The organism is Bradyrhizobium sp. USDA 4472 (assembly GCF_054058595.1).
Genome location: NZ_JBSSAM010000001.1, coordinates 1,945,855 through 1,966,774, shown reverse-complemented (window position 1 = coordinate 1,966,774; position 20,920 = coordinate 1,945,855). Strand labels below are relative to the sequence as shown.

Genomic DNA, 20,920 nt, shown 5'->3' with positions numbered 1-20,920 from the left:
GTGCGACAATTCGTAAGTCATGTCAGGCGACCGGCGACCCTTCAGGCTCCAGCTTTCCGGCGCCGCTCGGCTGACATCATGGAGGATCGCAATGCGAGTTGCCCTGTTGGTTGTTGTCATGATGGCCGGGCTGGCTCCCGCAGCACACGCCGAGCGTGACTATCCCTGGTGCGTCTTTGGCGGTGAGCTCGGCGCTTCCGGCGATTGCATGTATGAGACCCGGGAACAGTGCCTGGCCTCGGCATACGGGCGATGGAATCTCTATTGCGACATCAACCCGCGTGTGAGGTTCAGGCAGCCGCCTCCGCCCCCGCGCCGGCCGCGCTGATCGCAGCGCGCAGGCACACGCAGGGCGCACCGGCCGGCCAAGGTTCGCGATGGGGCGTTTGGCTGACCTTGGCGCACCTCCGCACAAGGTCTGCGCGTTCGATGAAGCGGGCGCCATCTCTCGTAAGGCAGTGACGTGTGCCCTGGTCTTGGCCAGAGAGAGCAGGACGTCGAGAGAAGCCTGATCCCGCTACAGCAGCGCCAGCGAGTGCAGCGAATTTCTGTGAAAGCCGAAGGCGACCAGGCCGGACAGAAGCAGCGCAATCCCAGTCACGATCAAGCAAAACGCAATCACTATCGGAGCCTCTGGTTCGTCAATGCACGACCGGCACGATAATGGATAAAATTTTACCGACAATCGAAAGGAAGAATTAACCTTACCTGCGCCGCGCCAATGCCGACCCGTCGGGCAAAACACCCAGCTCCCGCCAAACCCCGTCAACCCTCTCTCACAAAAATATTCCACTTTACCGAAATTCGGAATTGCGACATTCTTCCTGCATCCCGGCCCGATGGAGAGGGGCGATCGTACGTCGTCACGATTGTGGGTTGGGGAAGCGGTGGACGCGGCAGCGCCGGCGCGGATGTGAGGGCAGGGCGGGCAGAGGATTGAGCCGAAGCCCGTGAGCCCAGCGCAAGCCGTGTCGTACGAACGGCGCTGATGCGTACGGTAAAACCGTGTGGTCCTGGCCGTCGTCGCTACGGTCAAGCACTTGCGGAGGCGGCACTGGCGTCAACCGGCGCGGTGCCGGTGAATTCCGTGAGGCGACGGTGACAACAAGAATTCGTCGCCGGGGAGAGCACGGCATAAGCCGTCCGACCATCGCGCAGGGAAGGCCGAGTGTTCGGCGTCACCTGTATGCTGCTGTGCGGTTTCCTTGCGCTACATTGTCGCGCAGCGGACCGCGGGTGCCCGTCGGCACCTGGTCTTCCCTGCGCCCTTGTGTCCGCAGGAGGGCAATTGAGACGTGCAAAACTCGGGCGTTCAGTGCCGCGAGAATGCCGATCCGTGCGTATTTCCAGAAGATGAAATGGTGCTGCCAGACAGGATTGAACTGTCGACCTCTCCATTACCAATGGAGTGCTCTACCACTGAGCTACGGCAGCAATGCTGGGATAAGAATCGGCCCGCCACGGGGGCCTTCCAAGCGGGCCGATATCTGCCACAGGCCTCCCCGCTGTGCAAGCTTGCAAGGACGGTCAAAACGAGAAATCGGGGCAATATCGGGGATTATACGGCCGTTTGGGGCTCGAAACGCCCGACTTTCCGGCGATTTTTGTTCCGCTTCCCCCGACCAACTGGCCAGTTGGCCGTCGCGCCGGATTCGCGCCATTTTGGGTTTCGCAACCACCCCGGACCGCGCCGGCCTCTTGAGCTGCCGCAATCCCTGGGCAAGGTATCGCGGACCGTTGTAGGAATCCGTGATGGCTGACCAGATCGACAAGAGCGCAAGACAGGCGAGGGGGGCGCGGGACGACCGCCTGAAATCGGCGTTGCGGGAAAATTTGAAGCGACGCAAGGCCCAGGCGCGCGAACGCGCCGCGACCGCCGACCCCTCGCAGGACGACGATGGCTCCTCGACTGAGGGGACCGTCGGCAAGGCCGGGACATAGAATTTCTTGGAATGGATGGACAGGCCATGGGGCAGAACGAGCAGGATCAAACCGATAGAAGCGCGATGATGTCGCGTTTCACACGCCCCGAGCAGACCTTCCCGGCGCTGACGCCGGCCGAGATCGAGCGCATCAGGAATTTCGGCGAGCTCCGCACTTATGAAGACGGTGAGCTGTTGTTCGAGACCGGCAAGCCGGGGCCGGGCATGTTCGTCGTGCTCAGGGGTCACGTCGCCATCACCCAGCGCGACGGGCTCGGACATGTCACGCCCTTGATCGACCAGGGGCCGGGGCAATTCCTGGCCGAGCTCGGCCAACTCTCGGGTCGTCCGGCGCTGGTCGACGGCCGCGCCGAAGGCGATGTCGAGACGTTGCTATTGCCGCCGGAGCGCCTGCGCGCGCTACTGGTTGCCGAGGCCGAACTCGGCGAGCGCATCATGCGCGCCCTGATCCTTCGCCGGGTCAATCTGCTTCAGGCCGGCGTCGGCGGAGTCGTGTTGATCGGCCCGTTGCATTCGGCCGGCGTGGTGCGCTTGCAGGGTTTCCTCACCCGCAACGGCCAGCCGCATCATCTGCTCGATCCCGAGCGCGACCGCGATGCCGCCGAGATGATCGCGCGCTATTCGCCCAAGTCCGAAGATTGGCCGCTGGTCGTCACGCCCGACGGCGCGGTGCTGCGCAATCCTGGGGAGACCGAGCTTGCGCGCGCGATCGGCATGATCGGCGGGCCGCGCAATGATCGCATCTATGACGTCGCGATCGTCGGCTGCGGACCGGCCGGGCTTGCGACCGCCGTGTATGCTGCCTCCGAAGGGCTCTCGGTCGCCGTGCTCGATATCAGAGCGTTCGGCGGCCAGGCCGGCGCCAGCGCGCGCATCGAAAATTATCTGGGCTTTCCGACCGGCATTTCCGGCCTGGCCCTCACGGCGCGCGCGTTCAACCAGGCGCAAAAGTTCGGCGCCGACATCATGATTCCCGTCACGGTGAAGTCGCTCGACTGCTCGCGCAAGGACGGCGCGTTTGCCGTTGCGCTCGACGGCAGCGAACCCTTGCGGTCGCGCGCAGTGGTGGTCGCAAGCGGCGCCCGCTATCGGCGGCCCGACATCGAGAACCTCGGCAAGTTCGAGGGGCGCGGTGTGTGGTATTGGGCTTCCCCGGTCGAAGCCAAACTGTGCGCCGGCGAGGAGGTGGCGCTGGTCGGCGCCGGCAATTCGGCCGGGCAGGCGGCGGTGTTCCTCTCGGGTCACGCCAAACGCGTCCTGATGATCGTCCGCGGCGGCGGCCTCGGGGCCAGCATGTCGCGCTATCTCATCGAGCGCATCGAAGCGACGCCGAACATCGAGCTGCTGTTCAACACCGAGATTTCGGCGCTCGAAGGCGACGAGGCTTCGCTGCTGCGGCGCATCCGCTTGAAGAGCCGCTTGTCTGACGACGAAGAAACCGTCGACGTCAAGAATCTCTTCCTGTTCGTCGGCGCCGAGCCCGCCACCGGCTGGCTCGATGGCTGCGGGGTCGCGCTCGATCGCGGCGGGTTTGTCGTGACAGGCGCGCAGTCCGATCTGAATCAGGGGCGGCTGGTGGCGCCGCTCGAGACGTCAGTCCCCGGCGTCTACGCCGTCGGCGATGTCCGCTCCGGCTCGGTCAAGCGCGTCGGCGGCGCCATTGGCGAGGGCGCGCAGGTGGTGGCCTCCCTGCACGGCTATCTCGGGGACGCCGCAAAACCGGCGCTTTAGCCACGAATGATACGAGCGCACGGCAACTTGAATGCGACTTGCCATCTTGCCGTGTCGCACGGACTATGGACGCGCCGTGACCAATCGCGCGAATACAAAGATTGATATGGGAGGACAAATGGCTGAAATCGTCGTGCTCTACAAAACGCCCAAGGATGTCGACGCCTTCGACAAGTACTATGCCGAGACGCACATTCCGCTCGCAAAGAAACTTCCGGGCCTGAGGAAATACGCCGTCAGCAAGGGACCCGTCAGCTCCCCCGCTGGCCCTTCCGGGATCCACCTCGTGGCCATCCTCACCTTCGATAGCGTGGCTGACATCCAGGCCGCATTCGGCAGCCCGGAAGGCAAGGCCACCGGCGCCGACGTGCCGAAATTCGCCAGCGGCGGTGCCGACCTCTTGATCTTCGACACCAAGGAAGTGTGAAGCCGAGATCAGCTTTCGCCAAAAGCTGCCGTCGTTTGTGACAGCGGTGCAAAAAATTCAGCCATGCGTTTTCAACTCGCACGAACACGCATGGCTGCACGCGCTTGTGTGATGCTATTGCAGATGGTAATCCTATGAGGGGCGTAATATCAATCTCCAGATCTCGATGCAGAGAGTAGGAGAGACGCCATGGTCCTCGGGCTGAGCCTTCCCGCCTTCACACTGCTCCACGTCATCATCAGCCTGATCGGTATCGCCGCCGGCCTCGTCGTGATGTTCGGCCTGCTCGGCTCGAAGTCGATGCCGGGCCTCACCGCGATCTTCCTGCTCTTCACCATCCTGACCAATGCGACCGGTTTCCTGTTTCCGTTCAAGGAACTGCTGCCCTCCTACATCATCGCCGGCATCTCCCTGGTGCTGCTCGCGATCGCGTGCATCGCGCTCTACGGCATGAAGCTCAGGGGCGTCTGGCGGCCGGTCTACATCGTGACTGCGATGATCTCGCTCTACTTCAACGTCTTCGTCCTGGTCATCCAGTCGTTCCTGAAGATACCGGCGCTGGCCGCGCTCGCGCCGGCTGTGCCACCGGCGCCGCCGTCAGGCCCGGTCTTCGCCGTGGTGCAGGGTCTCGTGCTGATGTTCTTCGTGCTCGTGACCATCGGCGCCTGGCGCCGCTACAGGCCGATGGCGTTCGCCTGATCGCATCTCGCTGAAGGAGTCCTTGAATGCCCACCATCACAACCAAAGACGGCGTCGAGATTTTCTACAAGGATTGGGGCTCGGGCCAGCCGATCGTGTTCAGCCATGGCTGGCCGCTGTCGTCGGACGATTGGGACGCGCAGATGATGTTCTTCGTCACCCGCGGCTATCGTGTCATCGCCCATGACCGGCGTGGCCATGGCCGCTCGGCGCAGGTGGGCGACGGGCACGACATGGATCATTACGCCGACGATCTCGCCGCGCTGACCGCGCATCTCGACCTCATGGAAGCGCTCCATGTCGGCCATTCCACCGGCGGCGGCGAGGTCGTGCACTACATCGCGCGCCACGGCGAGTCGCGCGTAGCGAAAGCGGCGATCATCTCCGCGGTGCCGCCGCTGATGGTGCAGTCCGAAGCCAATCCCGGCGGTCTGCCGAAGAGCGTGTTCGACGGCTTTCAGGCTGCGCTCGCCGCAGGCCGCTCGGCCTTCTACCGCGATATCGCCGCCGGCCCGTTCTACGGCTACAACCGTCCCGGTGCAAAACCGTCGGAAGCGGTGATCCAGAACTGGTGGCGCCAGGGCATGATGGGCGGCGCGAAAGCGCATTACGACGGCATCGTGGCGTTCTCGCAGACGGATTTCACCGAGGATCTGAAGAAGATCAACGTGCCGGTGCTGGTGATGCATGGTGACGACGATCAGGTCGTGCCCTACGCCGATTCCGCGCCGCTGTCGGCCAAGCTGCTCAAGAACGGCACGCTGAAAACCTACAAGGGCTTTCCACACGGCATGCCGACCACGGAAGCCGAAACCATCAACGCGGATCTGCTCGCGTTCTTCAAGGCGTGAGGCGCGCTGCCGCATGGCATCCGCTCAAAGAGGACCGGGGCGCGGGCGCTCGATGTCGTGACCTCGCCGCTGGTCGGTTCTGCGCCGGGTCTCGGCGGGGCTCCTAAGCTCGACGGAGCAGATGGGGTTCGCCACGATCCATGTCGCCGGGGTCGGCTATCCCGGGAAGGTGTTGTAGATGAGGGATACCAATAGGCTCTAGTTCGTGGTCCGCGGGGCCGCCAGTTTGCGAGGAAATTTCGGCAGCCCCGCGCGTTGTGTCCGGTCCGCCTCCGCAGGAGAAGTGTCGGTGATGTCTCCCCAGCTCAAATTGATCGCGCTCGATGCCGACGATCTCGCCGTGATCTCCACCCATGTGCAGGACGCCCGCATCCAGCCGTCGGATATCATCTGGCGGCAGGGTGAGAAGCGCCTCGTGGTCGGCATGAGCCGGCTGGACTGGGAGCAGACGCTGGATGGCGAGGCCGAGCCGCGCCGGCTGGTTTCGGCGCTTCGCTTCGACCGCGTGCTCGCCTGCAAATCGCGCAACATCGATCTCGCCGCGCCCGAGGCGGTCCTCGACCTCGTCGGCATCGAATTTCATCCCCAGGATGGCCGCGACGAGGAGCCCGGCGGCAGCGCGCTCCTGCTATTCGCCCAGGGCGGCGCCATCAGGCTCGACGTCGAGTGCCTGGAATGCGAGCTGACCGACCTCGGGGCGGACGACCTGGGAACGGGGCCGGGGATCGAGCAGGATGGGTGAGCCGGCTGTATACCAGCCGAACCGGCTCGGCCCGTCGTCGGAACGATAGCTGCCAAGGGTTGACGCAGCTGCCCTGCCGCGCCATTGAGCAGGGGGGCCGGTGAGCCAATCCGCCCCAGTGATCAGCCGGAAGCCAACCCAAGAATGCCCGTTCGTCTCGACCGCAGCAGTGCCGATTTTGACCAGCGATTCCAGGCGTTCCTCGCTGCCAAGCGCGAGGTCTCGGCCGATGTCGAGGCCGCCGCGCGCGCGATCGTCGACGACGTGGCCAGGCGGGGCGATGTCGCCCTGCTCGAGGCCACGGAAAAGTTCGACCGGCTGACGCTCGATGCATCCGGTCTTCGCGTCTCGGCCGTCGAGATCGAAGCCGCGACAAAGGCCTGCGATACCGCAACACTGGATGCGCTCGAGCTCGCGCGCGACCGCATCGAGACCTATCATCGTCGACAGCTGCCGAAGGACGAGCGCTTCACTGACCCGCTCGGTGTCGAGCTCGGCTGGCGCTACACCGCAATCGAATCCGCCGGCCTCTACGTGCCCGGCGGCACGGCGGCGTATCCGTCCTCTGTGCTGATGAATGCGGTGCCGGCCAAGGTCGCAGGCGTGTCGCGCCTCGTGATGGTGGTGCCTTCGCCCGACGGCAAGCTCAACCCGCTGGTGCTCGCCGCCGCGCATCTCGGCGGCGTCACCGAGATCTACCGCGTCGGCGGTGCGCAGGCCGTGGCCGCGCTGGCTTACGGCACTGCGACGATCGCGCCGGTCGTCAAGATCGTTGGTCCCGGCAATGCCTATGTCGCCGCCGCCAAGCGGCTGGTGTTCGGTAAGGTCGGCATCGACATGATCGCTGGCCCCTCCGAGGTGCTGGTGATCGCCGACGACACCGGTAACGCCGACTGGATCGCCGCTGATTTGCTGGCGCAGGCCGAGCACGATGCCAGCGCGCAATCGATCCTGATTACCGACTCGGCGCGACTCGCCGCCGATGTCGAGAAGGCGGTCGAAGCGCAGCTGAAGACGCTGCCGCGCGCTGCGATCGCCGGCAAGTCGTGGGCCGAGTTCGGCGCGATCATCATGGTGAAGATCCTGGCCGATGCCGTTCCCTTGGCCGATGCAATCGCCGCCGAACATCTCGAGATCATGACCAGTGATCCCGACGCGCTCGCCGCAAAAATCCGCAACGCCGGCGCTGTCTTCCTCGGGGCGCATACGCCGGAGGCGATCGGCGATTATGTTGGCGGCTCCAACCATGTGCTGCCGACGGCGCGCTCGGCGCGATTTTCCTCAGGCCTGGGGGCCGCCGATTTCATGAAGCGCACGTCGATTCTGAAATGCGGCCCGGACCAGCTGCGTGCGCTGGGACCTGCCGCGATGACGCTCGGACAAGCGGAGGGGCTGGATGCCCATTCGCGCTCGGTTGGATTGCGCCTCAATCTGTCATGACAAAGCCGCCCGAACAGGACGACTCGACCAATCGCATCGTCGCGGTCACCCTCGACGAGGACTCGATCGGCCGTTCGGGGCCCGACATCGAGCATGAGCGCGCGATCGCGATCTACGATCTGATCGAGCAGAATTTCTTTGCGCCCGAAGGCGCCGACGGCAACGGTCCGTTCACGCTGCATATCGGCATCACCGGCAGCCGGCTGATGTTCGACATCCGCCGCGAGGACGGCACGCCCGTTGTCGCGCATCTGCTGTCGCTGACGCCGTTCCGGCGGATCGTGAAGGACTATTTCATGATCTGCGACAGCTATTACCAGGCGATCCGCACGGCGAGCCCTGATAAGATCGAGGCCATCGACATGGGCCGCCGCGGCATCCACGACGAGGGATCGCGCACGCTGCAGGAGCGGCTGAAGGGCAAGGTGCGGGTCGATTTCGAGACCTCGCGCCGGCTATTCACGCTCATCACCGTCCTTCATTGGAAGGGCTAGGCGCGGATGGCTGCGCCCCCACGCGCACGCGATCCACAATCGGTGCTGTTCGCCTGCGCGATGAACAGCGTGCGCTCTCCGATGGCCGCGAGCCTGCTCCAGCACATGTTTCCGCAAGGCCTCTACGTGAAATCGGCCGGTGCGAGAAAAGGCGAGCTCGATCCGTTCGCGATCGCCGTGATGGCCGAGCTCGGCCAAGACATCTCCGGCCACAAGCCGCAGAGCTTCGAGGAACTCGAGGATTGGGAGGGCCTGAACTTCGACCTCATCATCACGCTCTCGCCGGAGGCGCACCACAAGGCGCTGGAGCTGACGCGGACGCTGGCTGCCGATGTCGAATATTGGCCGACGCACGATCCGACCACGATGGAGGGCAGCCGCGACCAGAAGCTCGCCGCCTATCGCGAGGTCTGCGACCAGCTTTTGATGCGCATCCGCCGGCGGTTCGCGAAGGTGGGCGCGGCGAGCGGGTAGTGGGTGGTGCCCGTAACACCCGCGTCATAGATGACGGGCACACGCATGTCGGGCCGCTCGAATCAGCAAAGTCCGAGTTCCCGGGTTGTGAAATCAGCCCCCTTCCGATAGGTTCCGCGCGCAATTCACCCCCTGCCTCGTCCCCAAAAATCACCTGATGCTAGGCCGCCCCAAATTCGTTCTTGCCTCCGGTTCGCCGCGGCGCCTGTCGCTGCTCAACCAGGCCGGCATCGAGCCCGACGCGCTCCGGCCGGCCGATGTCGACGAGACGCCGAAGCGGGGCGAACTGCCGCGCGCCTGCGCCAACCGCCTGGCGCGGGCCAAGGCCGATGCGGCGCTCAAATCGGTGCAGCTGGACGACGAACTGCGCGGCGCCTTCATTCTCTCGGCCGACACGGTGGTCGCGGTCGGCCGCCGCATCCTGCCCAAGGCCAATCTGGTGGACGAGGCCGCGCAGTGCCTGCGGCTGCTGTCGGGCCGCAACCATCGCGTCTACACCGCGATCTGCCTGGTGACGCCGCGCGAGGCGTTCCGCCAGCGCCTGGTCGAAACCCGCGTCCGCTTCAAGCGCCTCTCGGAGGACGACATCCAGGCCTATATCGGCTCCGGCGAATGGCGCGGCAAAGCCGGCGGCTATGCCGTGCAGGGTATCGCCGGCTCGTTCGTGGTGAAGATGGTGGGGTCCTACAGCAACGTCGTCGGCCTGCCGCTGTACGAGACCACGACGCTGCTCGGCGGCGAAGGCTTTCCGATTCGCTTCGGCTGGCTCAACGCCACCGCGATCTGACGAAAACAACCCCATGCACAGTAGCGCCGGCCGGCGAGGCGCATGCGCCTGTTCCGGAGGAACCCGTTTGCCGAGAGGCGCTTGAGCCTCGTCAGCTCGTGTAGACTGCCGCCATCATGAACGACCAAGCCAAAAAGCCCTCCGGCCCGCTCAAATCCTGCCCGATCTGCGGCAAGCCGCAGGTGCAGGCCACCCGTCCGTTCTGCTCGTCGCGCTGCCGCGACGTCGATCTGAATCGCTGGCTGAAAGGCTCCTACGTCATCCCCGGTCGGGACGATGAGGTCGATGACGTCGAATAACAAGTGATATCAACGTCTTGTCCGAATGTCCGGCAGGCCGCCCCAGCTTGTGCACAGCCGGGCCGGCTGCTTCGAAGCCGACCGCGCAGCGTGGGTAGACAGGCCGCCGCGAGCCCACTATAAACCGCCCGCTCGATGGGCTTTGGCCCCTCTCGTGGAGCACGCCCAGGTAGCTCAGTTGGTAGAGCATGCGACTGAAAATCGCAGTGTCGGTGGTTCGATTCCGCCCCTGGGCACCATACCGGTGTTCGCACCTGTTCGCTGACGTTCGTCGGCGTCTTTTCTGAAAATTCGCTGGCACCGAGCCCGCTTTTGTTCGGCGCTGCCAGCGAGGATACCATGTTGAACGACACCCGCATTCGCGATGCCAAGACCGCGGAGCGCGACTACAAGCTCACCGACTTCGACGGGCTCTATGTGCTGGTCTGCAAGAATGGCAGCCGGCTCTGGCGTTTCGCATACCGCTTTGAGGGCAGGCAGAAGCAGATCGCGCTCGCGGCCTACCCAGCCGTGACGCTGGCCGAGGCGCGCGAGCGGCGCGAGGCCGCCCGCAAACAGCTCGCGGCGGGCCAAGACCCGAGCCTGGCGCGCCGGCTCGAAAAGATCGCGCGCGTGGCGGGCGGCAACAGCTTTCGGGACGTGGCTGCCCACGTTGGGTTCTGAAGCGCAGTCCTGGACACGGTAAAGCGTGAGCCCGCACCTCTCAGATTTCGCAGCCGGATAAATTCAGCGCCTTGCGCAAGCCGCCAAACGCCGCGAGCCTACAGGACACGGTCTCGCTGGCGAGCTTTGAACGGTCGGCAATGGCAGTTTGCTTGATGACGGTTACTTTCTTTGGTTTGGAACGTGCGGCGCCCGCGGCCGTCTTCGAACTGTGACGTTGGTGGGCGATCGGCCTTGAAGGCTCGGGCGAAGGGATACGGGCATCGTTCGGGGGAGCAATAGGCGCTTCGGCCAAAGCAACCTGGATCGGTGTCACGCTGCTCACCGGGGCGACGTCGAGGCGATCGCCTTTGGCCAGTGTGTCAGGCGAGGCAGATGAGCCAGCCTCTGGTGCGACAGGCGACTGGACGATCGCGACCGTGCCGCGCGGGGGAGCTCGCAGTTCGATGACTGACAGGACTCCTACACCCAATACGATGAGGAGACCCAGGAAGCTCGGTCTCAGCATGATGCGCCTCTAACCAAGGTTAGTGCTGTTGAAAAAGTCTCCGCTCCAATGAGGCGATCTGTCGGCAGCGGACGTGCCGCGCGCGGATCATTTGCCGACAGGGTTAACGCCGGCGATGATGCTCCAGCAAATTCTGATAGGCCGCCTCGAGCTGGTTCCTGCGCGCAGACGGGACCTGGTTCAGGACACGGCGAATGGCTTCTTGGCGGAAAGGGGCCAACTTCAGCGTAGCTCGTGCGACACCTGCAAGTGGCCCGTACTGGCTCGGACGGAACGGCAAGATCCCATCCCGACGAGATAGCCGGGGCGCATCGTCGGGATTGCGACGAGCAAGGTACCGGTACCACTTAATTGGCAATATGCCCGCGCTCGTTTGTCGAAGGCAGCAAGCTAGAGCCTTGGCGCAATCACACGCCGGCCTTCTCACCGATACGTCGGCTCCGAGCCAAAAAACACGAAGAACTTGGGTTGTGCAAATCGGGTCCGCTTAGGCACGATGAGCGGACCTGCGTCAGGCGCGGCCCAACTTCGCAGATGGGCCAAGAGGCGACATCATTCGATCAGCTCGTCAGCACGCAATGCTAAGGACGCCGGGACTGCTAAACCCAGACGTTCGGCGCTTTTTGTATTGATGACTAGGCTAAGCTGTGAGGCTTGATAGATTGGCACGTCGCTTACCTTACTTCCGCGCAGCAATTCATCGACGCAATGGGCGGCGCGACGCCACAAATTTTGAATGTCAATCGCGTAGGCGATGAGCCCTCCTTCCTCGACAAAATCACGATATGGAAACATCGTGGGAAGACGAAGCTCGTTCGTAACCGCCACGACATCGCGACGAAACGTATAATTGGGCGCCGCATCACCCACGATGATGCCGTTAGCATTATCCAGACGCATTTGGTTCAGCACACGCCGATATTCGGGAGGACGGACAGGATCGTCGAGTGGAGGGCCAATGATACTAATTCCGATGTCGCGTCCGGCACGCGAGAGGCTTTGCCCCTGTGGTCCGTCCCATGAAGCTCTTATCGTAAGGAAGCCCACACGGGACACTGACGGGACCAACTCCCGCAGGATCGCCAAACGCTTTCCCCACAGTTCAAGACCGGCATCAACACTGACCCCAGTGACGTTGCTATCCGGTCTAGACAAGCTGGTCGTCAGACCATACGCGATGGGATCAGCCGTGATGCCGACAATAGGGATAATTGAAGTCGCCTTCTTCAGCGCGCGAACAAAAGGAGATGTGTTTGCAACGATCACCTCAGGACTGCTTTTTATGATCTCGTCAGATAGCTCCGCGAAGTGATCAGTGCGACCGTCTGCCGAAAATCGAACAATTTCGAGATTGCGCCCTTCAAAACGTCCTAGTTTTGACAGCTCTTCAAAGAACGCATTTACAAGCGGGTTGTCGCCGTCAATCTGCAAATCCTTTACAGGGCTTGAAGCGTGAGCGATTGCAACTCGCCGCCTTGCAGGCGATTGCCCAAGGGCGGCTTCGGGCAATATTGCCGCGAGAAAGAGACCAGAAACGAACCCCCGACGTCTCATTCGAACCTCTTCGGCACCTTGCGACCGACCGTAGCAGTTTGTGGCGTCACGTGGCGGTAATTGATGCCGCGGCGAGCCTCTTTTGGTGTCAACAAGCCTGCATGCGTCGATCAATCGGGGACTACCATTATGATGCCGAAATGCCTGCAACGGGTCAAAACGCGAAGAACTCAAGTTGAGTAAATCTGGTCCGCTCTGACGCGGTGAGCGGACCGCCGTCATGCGCCGCGGAACTTCGCAGATGGGCCATTTCCGGACTCATGCACCGCAGCGAGGGCGGCACGGTGACGCCGAGAACGTCCGCCGCCGAGGCGGCCTTACCGCCGTTCGACAACGACTGTTCCCCTCACCACGAACAGGGTCCGTTTGCCTTCACTATACTTCGGTGGCGACATAGGTGTTGCGGGAACGCACCGCAGCTTTCTTCAGTTGGGCAGGCATCTGCTGTGCGGCTCGGTGACACGCTTCGGCATGGGTCGGGTCATTCAAGAACGACACCGACACACCCTTCCTCCTCGGGTCGGCGCTGATCACCGGAACGACAAGGGTGTGATATCGTTCCTCTCGATAGTGCGAGTGGCGATGATGCACAGCGCAGAACCAGAGCCCTGACTCATCTTGCCGTGCTTCAACAAGAGCGATGGACCATACAAGGCGCTGCTTGCCAATCTCGGCTCTTGCTGCCGGTATCGACGCGCTCTAAGCTGCGTGCGCCAAGGTGCTCGATGGAAATCAAGCGGACATTACCCCGCTCTCAGCTGAGAGGCGTCTTGCGGGCGTTCGAGGAGCGACGGATCGAGCTGGGAAGTTCAGTGTTGGCATGGCCTGTTCCCGCCCGGCCGCACCAGATCCTCAATATCCACCTGGCTGAGCCTTATCGGGTGCGCATCGACGGTGGCAAAGCGAACCCGACGCCGGATATGAGCGTCGTTGGACCGCAAACCTATCGCCGGGCGCACATCTTCTTGTCGGGTACGATCCACGTCTTCAACATTTTGTTTCAACCGGCCGGGCTGAACCGGCTGGTCGGGATCGACATGACATCCTTGGTTAACCAGGACCCCGCGGCCTCCGACGTTCTTGGAAAGTCCGCCATTGAGCTTGGCGACGCCGTGCGTATGGCGCCAGACTTCCCGCACCGCGTCGCTGCGGTCGAACGCTGGGCCGAAAGCATCCTCCAAGAGTGCGGGCCAGACTGCGCAATTGCACTCGCTTCACGTCGCCTGATCGCAACGCGAGGCTGTTTTCGGATCGAGGGTCTTGTCGCCGGGTCTGGTCTTAGCGCCCGGCAGTTCCAGCGGCGTTTTGCGACCCAAACGGGGCTGCCGCCAAAGCTCTTCGCGCGAACCGTTCGCTTCGATCGGGCCTTGGCCGCTCGTCGCAAAGAGCCAACCCGATCCTGGACCGATATAGTTCACGAACTCGGATATTTTGATCAGGCGCATTTCATCCGCGAGTGCCGCTCATTTGCTGGTTTGCCACCCGGCCGCCTCGTCGGCGACTGGAATAATATATTCTTTCCAGCAGATGACTGAATTTTACAAGCGCCTCTTACTCCTGCTCCGCTAGATCGACCAGACCGGGGGTGGCGGCGATGGGACTGACGCGGCGTACGTTCGCCATCATGACAGTGGCCACCATGGCCTCAGCGGTCGACCGAAAAAGCGGAGCGAAGGACATGTCGCCGAATATCGAAAGCTTCAAGGCGATCATCGACCGCGGCTTTTCTCAAGGTGACTTGAGCGTTGCCGATGAGTTCTGCGCAGACCAGATCGTGGAGCATGAATATTTAGCAAAAACAGCCATTCCCGGCCCGCAAATCCTCAAAGCCCAAATCGAAGATGCAAGGCATAGCATTAAGGGTTTGAAGCTTACGATTGAGGCAATCGTGGAGGCCGGCGACACGGTGTGGGCGCGCAGCAGGGCGACAGGTTTCGATCCGCGCTCGGGAAAGCCGGTCGCGATCGACGTCATCGACATCTGCCGCTTCGCAGACGGCAAACTTGTCGAACACTGGGGCGTGCCTGACCGCTTTGCGCTGTTACATCAAATCGGAGCGTTGCCGCCTCTCCCTAACCGAATGTAGGGCAACCATCATGGTGCTTACAGAGCGATGATATCCGACCATCCTTGGGAACAATAATGCCAACGTCGATTTCAGAGCCATCTATTTACGCTCGAAAATTCGCGTCATCGAACAATGACTCCGACCATTTGATTGCCGTCGCCATCTTCTCGGGAATTGGCCTGCTAGTTTCGTTCATTGCCGTGCTCTTTGGCACGCAAGGGATCTGGGCCTAATGCGACGAAAGACCCACAGACCTGAGCCGACGGGTTTCTTTATGCCCATGCGATTCGCGTAAGTTGCACCTGATCAGCGAAGCGTAGTGAGCGCGACATGTCCGCTCAGGGCCACAAGCAGACATCCTCCGTTGCGATCCCAAAAAAGGCGTTAATTCATCGGACTCCGGAGACTGGCGAGGTCTCACGGCCCGAAGTCGCACCTAGTACAGCTCTGATACCGGGCACCTGACGGGCTAGATGCGCAAGGGCAAAGGACGCGGCCGTCCCCAGCAGAGACACGAAGGCAAATTTGGCGAAGGCGCCCGGCGTCACGTCTGCAATTGCGGCTTGTAGCGCGACAACGATCGCAGGGTGCAGGATATACGCGCCGAAGCTCGCCGCAGCCATCAGCTTGAGTAGGCGATTGGGGCGATCAAATAGCTCGCGAAAGACAATGATGAGTCCAGTTGAAAGCCCGACCGCGATTACCGTCTCCCAGCTGCTTCTCATCAATGACTCTAGGCCAAGCCCGCCGGGCGCCATCTTCCACCACCCCAAGCCGAATGCAACGTAAATGCCGCCGGCCGCAATCGCCCCTATGGCGAGCCAGATCAGGCCGTCGGTCGTGGACATTCTGCGGAACCAGTCGCCGTGATACGCGACCGCGCCGACAGCGAAGAACGCAATGTACTGCGGCACATGGGCAAGTTCAGCGGGCATGACCAACAGGAACGGCACCCATTTATCGACCGGATACCAGATCCGGACGACCCATGTGACGAGCGCGAGCGCCGCAATGAACGACGCCATGGCAGCATGTCCGGGCAAAGGCAATTTCAGGACGCGTCCGGGCGATATGGAAATCCGCCGCAAGGCCGCGTAGGCGAAGCAATACAGCAGCAGATGTGCGACAAACCACAAATGCAGATAGATCGGCTGCCAGCCTCGCTCATAAAGACCGGTGAAGAATAGCCCCGGTTGGGGCCCTCCCTCAACTAGATAAACCACCGGCAAATGGACCAGCAGAACGAGGATTGCGAGGGGAATACCGATACGCCGCCATCGCCCCATGAGAAAAAGGCGCGGGCCTTTCCGATCATAAGACGGCGGCACAAAATATCCGGCGAGCATAAACATCAATCCCATGCCAAATGCGGCGTTGGCTGTATAGAACGGCGTGAACCAATCGCTTTGTGCCCGATCGTGTACGGGCCAAAAACCGCCAGTGGGCCCGTAGGCTTGGCCGGCGTGATGAACAATCACGAAAATAATGGCCGCGACACGCAGTGCGTCGATGAAGACTAACCGCTTCTCCGCATTCCCGTGCATCAAACCGGATTGGGAATCCATGCGCCGAGCCTTTGAACGAAGCGGTTTACACTGCTCGCTCGTCGAGAAGGCGCGTTGATGCACATCAAAACCGGTGAAAACAACACGGTCGATCCACGCGGTCGCCTGTGGAATGTCCGCAGTGTGGTCAGAATCGGTCCTGTCGTCCCTCTAGTCGGTGGCAAGTCTCCAATCGTCTGCAAGCAGACGTGGGATTGGAAGGGCTCCGGGCTGAAAATGACCAGCTTCACTAGCTGAGGAGGTCAACCATGACCCATATCCCAAGGACCATCCCTGCCAACTCAAAACACGTTCCTTGGAACAAGGGGAAGATGGTCGGCGCAAAGCCGCCGCTCCGTCCGAAGCACGTTTGGTCGATCCGCACCAAGCTCCAGGTCGAAGGCCGAATGCGTGATCTGGCGTTGTTCAACGTCGCCATCGACAGCAAGCTGCGCGGCTGCGATGTAGTCGCATCGAAAGTCGATGACGTTGCCCCAGGCGGGTATACGGCCGATCGCGCGATCGTTCGCCAGAAGAAGACGGGTCGGCCGGTCAAATTTTGAACTAACGGAATCGACCCGACAGGCTATCGATGACTACTTGCGGGTGACCGTCAAGAAATCAGGCGAATACCTGTTCACCGGACGGCGGAGGGGCGGACATATAACGACCCGCCAATATGCACGCCTTCTGTCCCGCTGGATCGCCGATATCGGATTGGACCCGCGTTTGTTCGGGACGCATTCCCTTCGCCGGACCAAGGCGACTTTAATCTATCGCCGAACTGGGAACCTGCGCGCCGTACAGCTCCTTCTGGGGCACACCAAAATCGAGAGTACCGTTCGATATCTCGGCATCGAGGTCGACGACGCCCTTGCGATAGCAGAACAAGTTGACGTCTGATTTCGGGGGCAGAGCAGACCCGCTCTGCGCTGCCCTCACAGACGGCTCCGGGCCACAACCTGGCTCGCGCACTGCTGCAGGGCGTCGCTACTCGCGGCTGCCGCGCGGTGTTAAGCGGGCGTCGACGCATAGCAGCCGCGGTTTTGTTTGATCTGCGTCAATGGTGACGTGAGGTCAGACGCAAGCATCGGTTCCCGGCTTACATGCTCATCAGTTTCCAAATGACCGCCTCCTTCGATAATCCATTTTCCATTTTCGCGATTTCGCTGGTGGCCCAGATAGTCGGGGCGTTTGCGGGTGACCTGATCCGCAGGCACGCGGCATCCTTCAAACAGGGCGAGCGTCACGATTTCAGTATCGTGCAGGCCGCGACCCTGACCCTGCTCGCGCTGATCATCGGGTTTTCGTTTTCAATGGCGGTTAGCCGCTACGATCAGCGCAAGACGCTTGAGGAAGCGGAAGCCAATGCCATAGGCACGGAATATCTGCGAGTCGATCTGCTGCCGGGTGACGACGCCTCACGCGCGCGAGAATTGCTGAACAAATATCTCGATCTGCGCGTCGCATTCTACGAGGAGAGTGATGCAGTGCGGGTCGCCGAAATCGGGCAGCAAACGGCAAGAGTGCAGAGCGAGCTTTGGTCCGCGGTGCTGCCTGGCGCGGTCAGGCAGCCGTCGCCGGTGATGGCCCTCGTGGTGTCCGGCATGAACGATGTCATCAACTCACAGGGCTACACTCAGGCCGCCTGGTGGAATCGAATTCCCATCGGGGCATGGGCCATGATGGCGCTCATGGCTCTCTCGTGCAACGTGCTGATTGGCTACAGCGAACGCCGCAAAGGGCAAACGTTGCTCTTCATCCTGCCCTTCGTGATTTCTGTGGCGTTCTTTCTGATTGCTGACCTAGACAGCCCACGCGGTGGTGCGATCCGGGTGCACCCGCAGAATCTTCTGGCGGCTGCGCAATCCATGAAGCCCTGATAGGTAGGCCCTGGAAGAAAGAACCCGCGGTTTCCCGATGACCATCAGGGCGTGTTTGAAACGCAATTGCCAGAAAGCGTGCCAGGGTAAGCCGCACGTCTAAGGCCGGCGGAAAACCGGCGACGGACCGCCATCCGGCGAGTGGCATCCCATGCCTCGGCTCACAATTAGTCAGGCCGCGGCTCTGTTCTTGATAGCACCAATGATCGCCGTCAATATTGCGCCGCCCGCGCCTCCAGCGACGACTTGCGAGACAATGCCGCTCACACTGAAATTTCCAGATTGAGCCGCCGCCAGGACCGACGGCAGTAACAGGGTAGCGACTTGCCCAAGCAATCCACCACCCACTAAGCCAGAGATGACGTTTCCTGCCGTCCCAAGATCGAATGTGGGCGATGATTTGCCAGCGCCAACGCCTCCAAGTGCTCCCGCAATGAGGTTAATCAGGATCTGCTCCATGTTGTTCTCCCAATAGCTTGCGCGAGTGATTGATGACCTTCCCCGGTGCTTGCGGACGCCTCTAGGAGCTTCAGAGTCTGAGAGATTCAAGTCAGGCCGCGCGGCGTCCGGCCACAAGGCCATAGACAAAGAGAAGGATAATCGCGCCGACCACACCGCCGATGAAGCCCGCTGACTCTCCGGGGCGGTACCAGCCAACGGCCTGACCGAGGTAGGTTGCAGCGAAAGCCCCGACAATTCCCAGAATGGTCGTCAGAATGAAGCCCTTTGGTTCGGCCTTGTCGCCAGGCATGATGAATTTAGCGACTACACCAATGACAAACCCGATGATGATCGTCCAAAGAATGTGCATCTTGCTGTTCCCAACCTGATCGAACATTTGGCAAAGGCAGTCTGCGACACCGTCAAGCTGGATACGCTTGATCCAGATCAAAGGTCCCACCTAAGCCAGCTACGGCCAGTTCTTGCATCCTTAGCCATGTCCACTCTGAGCCGGTCTACTTCTGTGAGCCGCGCAGTCAGAAGTAGACATCACGCCCGGCGAGACGTTCGTCGGCTGGGATGGACCGGCAGCTTCCCCCGCCGGGATGGTCTCCAAGGACTGCCCCGCAGCATCCGGAGAAGCAGCCAACGACCACAGCTTTGGGCTTCTGGCTGACTGATGTCGCTTATGGGTGGTCATTCGCGACGGACAAGCAGACTAACGGAGTGGCGTGTCAAGGCCGCTCGGCAGCATGACTATGATGACGTTCTGTCCTTCCTCGGGATGGCGCGAGATGTGTCCCTTCCCGTGCGTATCCTCGACAAGAACAGCTTTTCCCGCCGGAAGGCGTCTCACCTCTCCATCGCTCGTTTCAAATTCCACGTGGCCGTCCAGCCATATAGCTAGGAGTCGATCCGGTGGCCGGTGAAAGCCCGCTTCGCGTACCCCGGCGGGGATGTGAGTAAAACGGATGCGTGACGCCGGGTAGAAAGCCGAAATTTCAAACGGCGCTTCGTTGGGAAACGCCGGCTTCATCGTCATCGGGATGTCGGCTTCTCCAAAATGCGACTCCCCATCAGGTGTTGCATATATGCGCAGGCACTTCATCCCCGGCCTCCCATCGCACTCCATCTAACTCAGCGTATGGTGTGGCCTCTGTGCGTGCAATGCACGTCGGCTGGGTCAATCGCGACGGTTTGGGCCGGTTTAAGTTAGGTAAAGGGGGAGTGGCTGTATTAGGTGGACGCAATTCACCGTTCATCCACCCCATGACGATTGGCGATCTAAGCGGATCAAACGAGCACTCATTTGACGAGAAAGCGCTATCTGCCACCCTGCGGCTAACCGGCGCTTCAACGCGGACGCGCTTACCACGCTCCGGGGGGCGGTTAGTCGCCGAGGCCATTTCAGGATACGCACAAGTTGCCCCTTGCGCTCTTTTGAGCGTTCCTAATTTCCCCGTTTGCGATGTCAGCGAACTAGCTTCGCGCCGAATGCGCTCACTGCGCTATTGTCCCTAAGGGAAGCCAAAGCACTCCCGAGATTTGCGCCAGATCAATGACGGCGAGCGGCTTTTCGGCAGGCTCGCTGCCTCGCAACAATGGAGGGTTCTCATGAGATCGATAAGGAAATCTGCCATTGCTATCTCTGCATTCGCGTGCGCGACACTTTTCTCGTTTGGCTGGTCTGATCACGACGGCCCCTCGCTATCGGTAGAACGCGCGCAGGCGCGCGTCGGTCGTCCGCTAACACCGGTCAGCGTTGCAGGTGTAGCGCGTCGGCAGGCGCGGCGAGCTACGTACGGGTATGGATACGGTGCTGGCGTTGTGGGCGCAGGCGCTGCAGCAGTAGGGACCGCCGCAGCAATAGCGGCTACGTCGTCATACAGGGGATGGGGAAGTAGCCCCTATTACACCGGCGCATCGTACTACCAGGGTGGCCCTTACGAGGCTTATGGCTATTCAGCGGAAGACTATCGCCGGCGAAACGGAATGGTCTGCGAGCCCGGGACTCTGACAAAGCTCGACGACGGTCGGACGTATCTTTGTCAATAGAGCTTCGATCAGTCTTGAAATTGTCTTCGCAGTAGCGCACTTACCCAGCTTGCCTAGGGCCCCGGCTAACGCCGGGGCCGAACCGATGTACCGCTTTTGCAGTCTTTTTGGAGGCGATGATGTCTGGCATAAAAAAGCTCTCCGCCGAGAAAGCACTGGAAGAACTCCGGAAGGATGCGCCCAAGTCCAAAGGCGAAAAATGCGACGAGAAAATCGAAGCACTCGATGAAGAGATCAAGCGCATGAGAGCGCAGCGGCTTCGGCTCGAAAGGCACTCAACTAAGCGAGGTTGAGCCTGCACCGTCAACCCACGACCG

At 61.6% G+C, this 20,920-nt stretch carries 23 protein-coding genes, 2 tRNA genes and 1 pseudogene; 19 read left to right on the top strand and 7 right to left on the bottom strand.

All coding sequences use genetic code 11. The features are described from left to right. The first annotated feature begins 19 nt into the window (after window positions 1-19). Entirely contained in the window at window positions 20-328 is a 309-nt protein-coding gene (locus tag ACVWZ4_RS08890) for a DUF3551 domain-containing protein (protein WP_456740116.1), read from the top strand. A 1,031-nt stretch (window positions 329-1,359) separates the two neighbouring features. Here ACVWZ4_RS08890 and ACVWZ4_RS08885 read toward each other — a convergent pair. Then, window positions 1,360-1,434: transfer RNA gene (locus tag ACVWZ4_RS08885), tRNA-Thr, on the bottom strand. A gap of 318 nt (window positions 1,435-1,752) precedes the next feature. Here ACVWZ4_RS08885 and ACVWZ4_RS08880 point away from each other — a divergent pair. The 13 genes from ACVWZ4_RS08880 to ACVWZ4_RS08820 all read left to right on the top strand — a co-directional run bounded on the left by ACVWZ4_RS08880 (window position 1,753) and on the right by ACVWZ4_RS08820 (window position 10,550). Then, window positions 1,753-1,941: a hypothetical protein gene (locus ACVWZ4_RS08880; RefSeq protein WP_456740115.1), complete on the top strand. Its 189-nt coding sequence runs from the start codon at window positions 1,753-1,755 to the stop codon at window positions 1,939-1,941. Between the two features lie 26 nt (window positions 1,942-1,967). Continuing rightward, complete coding sequence (locus tag ACVWZ4_RS08875; RefSeq protein ID WP_456742194.1) at window positions 1,968-3,674, top strand: FAD-dependent oxidoreductase; 1,707 nt, start codon at window positions 1,968-1,970, stop codon at window positions 3,672-3,674. 118 nt (window positions 3,675-3,792) lie between these two features. Continuing rightward, a complete protein-coding gene (locus ACVWZ4_RS08870; protein WP_456700993.1) occupies window positions 3,793-4,101 on the top strand; it encodes an EthD family reductase in 309 nt (102 codons plus the stop codon). A 189-nt stretch (window positions 4,102-4,290) separates the two neighbouring features. Beyond that, a complete protein-coding gene (locus ACVWZ4_RS08865) occupies window positions 4,291-4,800 on the top strand; it encodes a hypothetical protein (protein ID WP_456740114.1) in 510 nt (169 codons plus the stop codon). 26 nt (window positions 4,801-4,826) lie between these two features. Further along, a complete protein-coding gene (locus ACVWZ4_RS08860) occupies window positions 4,827-5,651 on the top strand; it encodes an alpha/beta fold hydrolase (RefSeq protein ID WP_456736411.1) in 825 nt (274 codons plus the stop codon). 292 nt (window positions 5,652-5,943) lie between these two features. Next, the gene (locus tag ACVWZ4_RS08855) at window positions 5,944-6,393 is read left to right on the top strand and encodes a DUF2948 family protein (protein ID WP_456700996.1); all 450 of its coding nucleotides are present in this window, start codon (window positions 5,944-5,946) and stop codon (window positions 6,391-6,393) included. A gap of 144 nt (window positions 6,394-6,537) precedes the next feature. Then, window positions 6,538-7,833 (top strand): histidinol dehydrogenase, encoded by a 1,296-nt coding sequence (gene hisD, locus ACVWZ4_RS08850; RefSeq protein WP_456740113.1) that lies wholly within the window; start codon window positions 6,538-6,540, stop codon window positions 7,831-7,833. After that, complete coding sequence (locus ACVWZ4_RS08845; protein WP_456700998.1) at window positions 7,830-8,327, top strand: UPF0262 family protein; 498 nt, start codon at window positions 7,830-7,832, stop codon at window positions 8,325-8,327. The genes hisD and ACVWZ4_RS08845 overlap by 4 nt, the downstream gene beginning before the upstream one ends. A gap of 6 nt (window positions 8,328-8,333) precedes the next feature. Then, window positions 8,334-8,801, top strand: coding sequence for an arsenate-mycothiol transferase ArsC (locus tag ACVWZ4_RS08840; protein WP_456700999.1), 468 nt, complete (start codon window positions 8,334-8,336; stop codon window positions 8,799-8,801). 157 nt (window positions 8,802-8,958) lie between these two features. After that, window positions 8,959-9,588, top strand: coding sequence for a Maf-like protein (locus ACVWZ4_RS08835; protein WP_028151428.1), 630 nt, complete (start codon window positions 8,959-8,961; stop codon window positions 9,586-9,588). A 116-nt stretch (window positions 9,589-9,704) separates the two neighbouring features. After that, the gene (gene yacG / locus ACVWZ4_RS08830; protein WP_456701000.1) at window positions 9,705-9,887 is read left to right on the top strand and encodes a DNA gyrase inhibitor YacG; all 183 of its coding nucleotides are present in this window, start codon (window positions 9,705-9,707) and stop codon (window positions 9,885-9,887) included. Window positions 9,888-10,050: 163 nt separating this feature from the next. Continuing rightward, a tRNA-Phe gene (locus tag ACVWZ4_RS08825) sits at window positions 10,051-10,126 on the top strand. A gap of 100 nt (window positions 10,127-10,226) precedes the next feature. Beyond that, entirely contained in the window at window positions 10,227-10,550 is a 324-nt protein-coding gene (locus ACVWZ4_RS08820) for an Arm DNA-binding domain-containing protein (protein ID WP_456740112.1), read from the top strand. A 40-nt stretch (window positions 10,551-10,590) separates the two neighbouring features. Here the strand turns inward: ACVWZ4_RS08820 and ACVWZ4_RS08815 are convergent, their stop codons facing one another. Together ACVWZ4_RS08815 and ACVWZ4_RS08810 are read right to left on the bottom strand one after the other, a co-directional pair. Then, window positions 10,591-11,058, bottom strand: coding sequence for a hypothetical protein (locus tag ACVWZ4_RS08815; RefSeq protein ID WP_456701011.1), 468 nt, complete (start codon window positions 11,056-11,058; stop codon window positions 10,591-10,593). Between the two features lie 552 nt (window positions 11,059-11,610). Next, the gene (locus tag ACVWZ4_RS08810; RefSeq protein WP_456736405.1) at window positions 11,611-12,612 is read right to left on the bottom strand and encodes an ABC transporter substrate-binding protein; all 1,002 of its coding nucleotides are present in this window, start codon (window positions 12,610-12,612) and stop codon (window positions 11,611-11,613) included. Window positions 12,613-13,337: 725 nt separating this feature from the next. Here ACVWZ4_RS08810 and ACVWZ4_RS08805 point away from each other — a divergent pair. Continuing rightward, window positions 13,338-14,147, top strand: a complete 810-nt coding sequence (locus ACVWZ4_RS08805; protein WP_456701025.1) for a helix-turn-helix domain-containing protein — start codon at window positions 13,338-13,340, stop codon at window positions 14,145-14,147. Between the two features lie 59 nt (window positions 14,148-14,206). Next, window positions 14,207-14,698: an ester cyclase gene (locus ACVWZ4_RS08800; RefSeq protein WP_456701026.1), complete on the top strand. Its 492-nt coding sequence runs from the start codon at window positions 14,207-14,209 to the stop codon at window positions 14,696-14,698. Between the two features lie 371 nt (window positions 14,699-15,069). On the opposite strand, the gene ACVWZ4_RS08795 is transcribed toward ACVWZ4_RS08800, so the two are convergent. Next, the gene (locus ACVWZ4_RS08795) at window positions 15,070-16,245 is read right to left on the bottom strand and encodes an acyltransferase family protein (RefSeq protein ID WP_456740111.1); all 1,176 of its coding nucleotides are present in this window, start codon (window positions 16,243-16,245) and stop codon (window positions 15,070-15,072) included. A gap of 248 nt (window positions 16,246-16,493) precedes the next feature. On the opposite strand from ACVWZ4_RS08795, the pseudogene ACVWZ4_RS08790 reads away from it, so the two are divergent. Both ACVWZ4_RS08790 and ACVWZ4_RS08785 read left to right on the top strand, forming a co-directional pair. Next, window positions 16,494-17,127, top strand: a pseudogene (locus tag ACVWZ4_RS08790) (tyrosine-type recombinase/integrase). A 221-nt stretch (window positions 17,128-17,348) separates the two neighbouring features. After that, on the top strand, window positions 17,349-18,107 hold the full coding sequence (locus ACVWZ4_RS08785; protein WP_456701028.1) for a bestrophin-like domain: 759 nt from the start codon (window positions 17,349-17,351) through the stop codon (window positions 18,105-18,107). Window positions 18,108-18,278: 171 nt separating this feature from the next. Here ACVWZ4_RS08785 and ACVWZ4_RS08780 read toward each other — a convergent pair whose 3' ends face one another. The 3 genes from ACVWZ4_RS08780 to ACVWZ4_RS08770 all read right to left on the bottom strand — a co-directional run bounded on the left by ACVWZ4_RS08780 (window position 18,279) and on the right by ACVWZ4_RS08770 (window position 19,656). Beyond that, window positions 18,279-18,566 carry a hypothetical protein gene (locus ACVWZ4_RS08780; RefSeq protein WP_456701029.1) on the bottom strand — a complete coding sequence of 96 codons (288 nt, stop codon included), beginning with the start codon at window positions 18,564-18,566 and terminating at the stop codon, window positions 18,279-18,281. A gap of 91 nt (window positions 18,567-18,657) precedes the next feature. Then, window positions 18,658-18,918 carry a GlsB/YeaQ/YmgE family stress response membrane protein gene (locus tag ACVWZ4_RS08775; RefSeq protein WP_456738242.1) on the bottom strand — a complete coding sequence of 87 codons (261 nt, stop codon included), beginning with the start codon at window positions 18,916-18,918 and terminating at the stop codon, window positions 18,658-18,660. A 348-nt stretch (window positions 18,919-19,266) separates the two neighbouring features. After that, a complete protein-coding gene (locus tag ACVWZ4_RS08770; RefSeq protein WP_456701030.1) occupies window positions 19,267-19,656 on the bottom strand; it encodes a hypothetical protein in 390 nt (129 codons plus the stop codon). Between the two features lie 1,063 nt (window positions 19,657-20,719). Here ACVWZ4_RS08770 and ACVWZ4_RS08765 point away from each other — a divergent pair. Further along, window positions 20,720-20,896, top strand: a complete 177-nt coding sequence (locus ACVWZ4_RS08765) for a hypothetical protein (protein ID WP_456790078.1) — start codon at window positions 20,720-20,722, stop codon at window positions 20,894-20,896. Window positions 20,897-20,920: the final 24 nt, after the last annotated feature.